Source organism: Streptomyces sp. NH27, assembly GCF_056859195.1.
The window spans coordinates 1-5,330 of sequence record NZ_JACEGK010000541.1; the positions used below are offsets into that span (position 1 = coordinate 1).

Genomic DNA, 5,330 nt, shown 5'->3' on the forward strand with positions numbered 1-5,330 from the left:
GGGGTGAGGCGGGCGGGGGTGCCGGCCGGGACGTCGACCGGAGTGGTCTGGTCCTGGTCGGTGCTGCCGTCCCCGGAGCCGCTGGTGGTGCTGCCACCGCCGCCTCCGGAACCGCCGTTCAGCGCGCTGCCCTGCTGCCACTGGGCCCAGCTCAGGTTCCAGTCGCCGAAGCCGTTGTCGAACGGCGTCATCATCGGGCCGTGGCTGTTGACGACCTGAACGACGTCGCCGACCCGGACGTGGTCGAAGAACCACTCGGCGTCCGCGGTGCTCATGCCGGTGCAGCCGTGGCTGACGTTGGCATACCCCTGGGAGCCGACCGACCACGGCGCGGCGTGCACGTATTCGCCGCTCCATGTCACCCGGGTGGCCCAGTAGACGGGCAGGTCGTACGAGTCCGAACTGCCGGCGGCTATGCCGACCGTGGAGCTCTTCATCTGGACGAACGACTCCTTGTCCAGCACCACCTTGATGCCGTTACGGGTGTCGAAGCCGGGCTTGCCGGTGGTGACCGGGAGGGTGCGGATCACCTTGCCGTCGTCCTTGAACGTCATCTGGTCGGTGGAGGCGTTGGTGAGCGCCAGGACGCGGTCGCCGGTGTGGACGGTGAGCGGCTTGTCCGCGCCGCCGTACAGCTTCTTGGCTATCTGCACGCCGCTGAGGGTGCTGTGCGCGCTGATCGTGGCGTGGGCGGGCCAGTACGTGCTGGGACGGTAGTGCAGGGTGCGGTCGTCGACCCAGTACCAGGAGCCCTGTGCGGCCTGGGGGCTGCTGCTGACCCGGAGGTGGGACTCCACCACGGCGCGGGACTGCTTGTCCTTCACAGGGGCGCTGAGCGAGGCGGTGATCGGCTCTCCGACGCCGTAGGTACCGGCGTTCGGGCCGAAGGTGACGTGGAAGCCGGCCGCCGCTCCGGTGGTGTTGAAGGTGAGGGTCTTGCGGCCGGGGTGACCGCCGGAGTCCTCGGTACTCACCCGAACGGTGTAGTGCGCGCCGGCGGCGAGCGGGGTGGTGGAGTGCCAGTGCTTGCTGTCGGCACTGAGTTGGCCGCTGACGTACCGCCCGGTCGAGTCGGTCGCGGTGACGTCGGTTATCTGCGAGCCGTTGTTCACGGAGACTTTGAGGGGCTTGGCCGGATTGGCCTTGCCGCCGCTGGTGGTACCGAAGGTGACCTTGGCCGCGGCGTCGTGGGGGGATGCTGCCAGGGGATTGCCGCCACCGCCGCAGGCGGTGAGTCCTATCGCGAGGGGCGCCGCGAGAATCGCGCGGCGCACGGTTATCAGCCGGCGGGGGCGGGGGCGCCCGGGAAGGTGGTTCATGCGTTCACGCTATGAACGGCCGCCGGATTCCGCGCGGTGGACGCCTGCAAAACGGTGAGGGCGGGCCCTGGGCACCGTACTGGTGCGCAGGACCCGCCCTCGGGTCGGCGGTCCGTCAGCGGCCGCCTGTGCCGTTACTGGGTGCGGCTCTCACCGTGGTAGTACTCGAACACCCATCCCCACACGCCGATCAGGATCACCGGCAGGGAGAAGAAGAGCAGCCACCAGCCGAAGATGATGCCGAGGAAGGCCAGGCTGCCGCCGATGGCGAGGGCGAGCGGCTGCCAGCTGTGCGGGCTGAAGAAGCCCAGCTCGCCCGCGTCGTCGGCGACGTCCGCGTCCTCGCGGTCCTGGGCGCCGGTGTCGGCCCGCCGGGCGGTGAACGCCAGGTAGAAGCCGATCATGGTGCACAGGGCGAAGGCCATGAACAGCGCCGTGGTGCCGGCAGCTTCCTTGGACCAGATCCCGTAGACGATCGCCGACGCCAGGATGAAGACGGCGAAGCCCAGGAACATCTTGCCTTGGACCTTCACTTGCCGGCCTCCGTCTCATCCGAGCCGGACAGCGCGGAGGCCGCCGGGGCGCCGCTGTGGGCGAGCGCGTCCATGGCCGCGATCTCCGGGTGGTGCAGGTCGAACGCCGGGGACTCGGAGCGAATCCGGGGCAGGGTGAGGAAGTTGTGCCGCGGCGGCGGGCAGGAGGTCGCCCACTCCAGCGAACGGCCGTAACCCCACGGGTCGTCGACCTCGACCTTCTTGCCGTACTTCGCCGTCTTCCAGACGTTGTAGAGGAACGGCAGGATCGACAGGCCGAGCAGGAACGAGCTGATCGTGGACACCGTGTTCAGCGTGGTGAAGCCGTCCGCCGCGAGGTAGTCCGCGTAGCGGCGCGGCATGCCCTCGACACCCAGCCAGTGCTGGACGAGGAAGGTGCCGTGGAAACCGAAGAACAGCGTCCAGAAGGTGATCTTGCCGAGCCGCTCGTCGAGCATCTTGCCGGTCATCTTGGGCCACCAGAAGTGGAAGCCCGCGAACATCGCGAACACCACGGTGCCGAAGACGACGTAGTGGAAGTGCGCGACCACGAAATACGAGTCCGAGACGTGGAAGTCCAGCGGCGGCGCCGCGAGAATCACACCGGTCAGACCACCGAAGGTGAAGGTGATCAGAAAGCCGATGGACCACAGCATCGGTGTCTCGAAACTCAGTGAGCCCTTCCACATGGTGCCGATCCAGTTGAAGAACTTCACACCGGTCGGTACCGCGATCAGGAAGGTCATGAAGGAGAAGAACGGCAACAGCACACCGCCGGTGACGTACATGTGGTGCGCCCACACCGTCACCGAGAGGCCGGCGATGGAGATCGTCGCGGCGACCAGGCCGATGTAGCCGAACATCGGCTTACGGCTGAAGACCGGGATGACCTCGGAAATGATGCCGAAGAACGGCAACGCGATGATGTACACCTCTGGGTGGCCGAAGAACCAGAAGAGGTGCTGCCATAGCAATGCGCCGCCGTTGGCCGCGTCGAAGACGTGTGCGCCGAATTTTCTGTCGGCTTCCAGACACAGCAGCGCGGCCGCGAGCACCGGGAAGGCGAGCAGCACGAGCACCGCGGTCAGCAGCACGTTCCAGCAGAAGATCGGCATCCGGAACATCGTCATGCCGGGGGCGCGCATGCAGATGATCGTGGTGATGAAGTTGACCGCACCGAGGATCGTGCCGAAACCGGACAGCGCCAGACCCATGATCCACATGTCGGCACCGACACCGGGCGAGTTCACCGCGTTGGACAGCGGCGAGTACGCGAACCAGCCGAAGTCGGCCGCACCCTGCGGGGTGACGAAGCCGCCGACCGCGATCAGCGAGCCGAACAGGTAGAGCCAGTAGGCGAACATGTTCAGCCGCGGGAACGCCACGTCGGGCGCGCCGATCTGCAGCGGCATGATCCAGTTGGTGAAGCCCGCGAACAGCGGTGTCGCGAACATCAGCAGCATCACGGTGCCGTGCATCGTGAACGCCTGGTTGAACTGCTCGTTGGACAGGAACTGGTTGCCCGGACGCGCCAACTCCGCCCGCATCAGCAGCGCCAGGACGCCGCCGATCAGGAAGAAGGCGAACGACGTCACCAGGTACATCGTGCCGATGGTCTTGTGGTCGGTGGTAGTCAGCCACGACACCGCGATCGAGCCGGGCTTCTTGACCCGGGCCGGGATTTCGTCCTCGTAGGAGTCGTCGGCCTCCGCCGCTCCTTGAGGTTCGTTGAGAATGCTCATGTGGTCTTGGGCTCCGAGTTCTTCGCGTTGCCCGTGGTGGCAATGCCCGACGGCACGTAACCGGTCTGACCCTTTGCCGCCAGGTCCTTGAGGTGCTGCTCGTACTGCGCCGGCGTGACCACCTTGACGTTGAACAACATCCGGGAGTGGTCGTAGCCGCAGAGTTCGGCGCACTTGCCCTTGAAGTCACCGAGCCTGCTCGGGGTCACCTGGAAGTCGTTGGTCTGGCCGGGAACGACGTCCATCTTCATCAGGAAGGGGACGACCCAGAAGTCGTGGATGACGTCACGCGAGGTCAGCACGAACCGGACGGTCTCACCCTTCGGCAGCCACAGGGTCGGCCCGGGGAGCCCGGTGTCCGGGTCCTTGCTGGCCGCGGTGCCGACGTCGTAGACGCCTTCCTCACCGGGCTGCCAGTCGAGCTTGTTCTGCGGGATCTCGTTGAGTTCCGCCGGAACCTTCGCGGGTGTGGCGGGGTTGCCGTCCACGTCCTCCAGGTAGTTGAAGCCCCAGCTCCACTGGAAGCCGACCACGTTGACCACGTGCTGCGGCTTCTTCGAGGTGTCCAGCAGCTTCGTCTCGTCCCGGGCGGTGAAGTAGAAGAGCACCGCGATCACGATGATCGGAACGATCGTGTAGAAAGCCTCGATCGGCATGTTGTAACGGGTCTGCGGAGGGACCTCGACCTTGGTCCGGCTGCGCCGGTGGAAGATCACGCTCCACAGGATCAGGCCCCATACCAGTACACCGGTCGCCAGTGCGGCGGCCCAGGAGCCCTGCCAGAGGGAGAGGATTCGCGGTGCCTGTTCCGTCGCCGGGGTGGGCATACCGAGGCGGGGGTAGTCCTTGTAGGAGCAACCCGTTGCGGTTGCCAGGACCAGGCCCGCGGCCAGCGCCCGCGGCAGCCATCGCCGCACCGGGCGCCGCGACAATGGGGTACCTCCCACGCCGTCCTGGCCGTGGGGGAGGTCGGAGCCGTTGGGACTCACGTAGCGCCTTCCCGAGAGTCTCGCCCGCGCGTCCCGAGTGTTCCGGCCGTCTGCTGGTCGGTCGGCCCGAGCGCGGGCGCGTAGGTGTGGATGTTTATGCGGCACAAACCCTACTGGACGCTATTTGGAGTCTCGCGGGGAGGGGTGCCAACGCGCCGGGGCGCTCCCCGAAGGGGTGGATCACGTGCGGATCGCGCGTGGATCGCGTACGGCCCGATCCCGGAATGCCGCATGCCGCGCACGTTCTGACGCCGCGCCGAGCGGCGCCCCGTGGCGGCCGGCGCGGGTTGTAGCGTGCGGAGATGCCCTACTTCGACGCGGCCTCCGCCGCTCCCCTGCATCCTGTGGCGCGCCAGGCGCTGCTCGCCGCGCTGGACGAGGGATGGGCCGACCCGGGCCGGTTGTACCGCGAGGGGCGGCAGGCGCGGCTGCTGCTCGACGCGGCACGCGAGGCCGCCGCGGAGGCGGTCGGCTGCCGCGCGGACGAGTTGGTGTTCACTCCTTCGGGGACGCGCGCGCTGCACTCCGCCGTATCGGGGGCCGCCGCCGGGCGGCGCAGGGTCGGCCGCCGGCTGGTGGTCTCGGCGGTGGAGCACTCGGCGGTGCTGCACGCGGCCGAGGCGGTCCCGGGGGCCGAAATCGTACAAGTGGGGGTGGACCGGACCGGGCGGGTGACGCCGGCGGACTTCGCGGCGGCGCTCGCGGGCGGACCGGGGACGGGCGCCGGGCAGGAGTCCGACGCCGGGA

General features: G+C 68.0%; 5 protein-coding genes. 1 reads left to right on the forward strand and 4 read right to left on the reverse strand.

Going from position 1 to position 5,330, the window contains the following annotated elements; all coding sequences use genetic code 11:
• The 4 genes from AC13HU_RS31390 to ctaC form a co-directional block, all read right to left on the reverse strand.
• On the reverse strand, nt 1-1,319 hold a 1,319-nt coding region (locus tag AC13HU_RS31390), incomplete at its 3' end, for a L,D-transpeptidase (RefSeq protein WP_483045367.1).
• A gap of 134 nt (nt 1,320-1,453) precedes the next feature.
• Nucleotides 1,454-1,852: a cytochrome c oxidase subunit 4 gene (locus tag AC13HU_RS31395; protein WP_483045368.1), complete on the reverse strand. Its 399-nt coding sequence runs from the start codon at nt 1,850-1,852 to the stop codon at nt 1,454-1,456.
• On the reverse strand, nt 1,849-3,594 hold the full coding sequence (gene ctaD, locus AC13HU_RS31400) for an aa3-type cytochrome oxidase subunit I (protein ID WP_483045369.1): 1,746 nt from the start codon (nt 3,592-3,594) through the stop codon (nt 1,849-1,851). Before ctaD ends, AC13HU_RS31395 begins: the two co-directional genes overlap by 4 nt.
• A complete protein-coding gene (ctaC, locus tag AC13HU_RS31405) occupies nt 3,591-4,583 on the reverse strand; it encodes an aa3-type cytochrome oxidase subunit II (protein WP_483045370.1) in 993 nt (330 codons plus the stop codon). The genes ctaD and ctaC overlap by 4 nt, the downstream gene beginning before the upstream one ends.
• A gap of 302 nt (nt 4,584-4,885) precedes the next feature.
• Between ctaC and AC13HU_RS31410 the strand changes: the two genes are divergently transcribed.
• Nucleotides 4,886-5,330, forward strand: a 445-nt coding sequence (locus AC13HU_RS31410; RefSeq protein ID WP_483045371.1) for an aminotransferase class V-fold PLP-dependent enzyme, incomplete at its 3' end; no start/stop codon positions are given.